General features: G+C 43.9%; 1 protein-coding gene. It reads right to left on the bottom strand.

The window, feature by feature from the left end; all coding sequences use genetic code 11:
- Window positions 1-426: DEAD/DEAH box helicase (locus CWB85_RS21675; protein ID WP_138556002.1), on the bottom strand; the 426-nt coding region annotated here is incomplete at both ends.

Below are 426 nucleotides of genomic sequence, written 5' to 3'. Positions count from 1 at the left end.
CCACTACTTCGATTTCATTGAGGGTATAACACCCTTGTTTATATAAATCGATTAAGCGACCTGTGGTGCCAATTAAAATATCAACGCCTTTTTCTAACTGTGCACGTTGTTTTTCGTAATCTTCGCCACCATATACTAAACCTAAGTTAAGATTACAGTGTGGCGCTAAAATTTTTGCATCTTTGTGGATCTGAATCGCAAGCTCCCGAGTAGGGGCCATGATCAGGGCTCTTGGATGTTTACTAGGTGCTTTGCTAGATTGTAATAACCGATGGCACGTGGCGGTTAAAAACGCCAACGTTTTACCTGTACCCGTTTGTGCTTGACCCGCAATATCGCGGCCATCACAAATAAAAGGTAGGCATTTAGCTTGTATGGGTGTGCAATATTCAAACCCACTTTCGGTTAACCCGTCCCCCTCTGCCG

Source organism: Pseudoalteromonas sp. S1727 (genome assembly GCF_005886375.1).
GTDB classification, from domain to species: domain Bacteria; phylum Pseudomonadota; class Gammaproteobacteria; order Enterobacterales; family Alteromonadaceae; genus Pseudoalteromonas; species Pseudoalteromonas haloplanktis.
The sequence above is the reverse complement of the archived record's forward strand: the minus strand, read 5'-3'. Positions and strand labels throughout refer to the sequence as shown.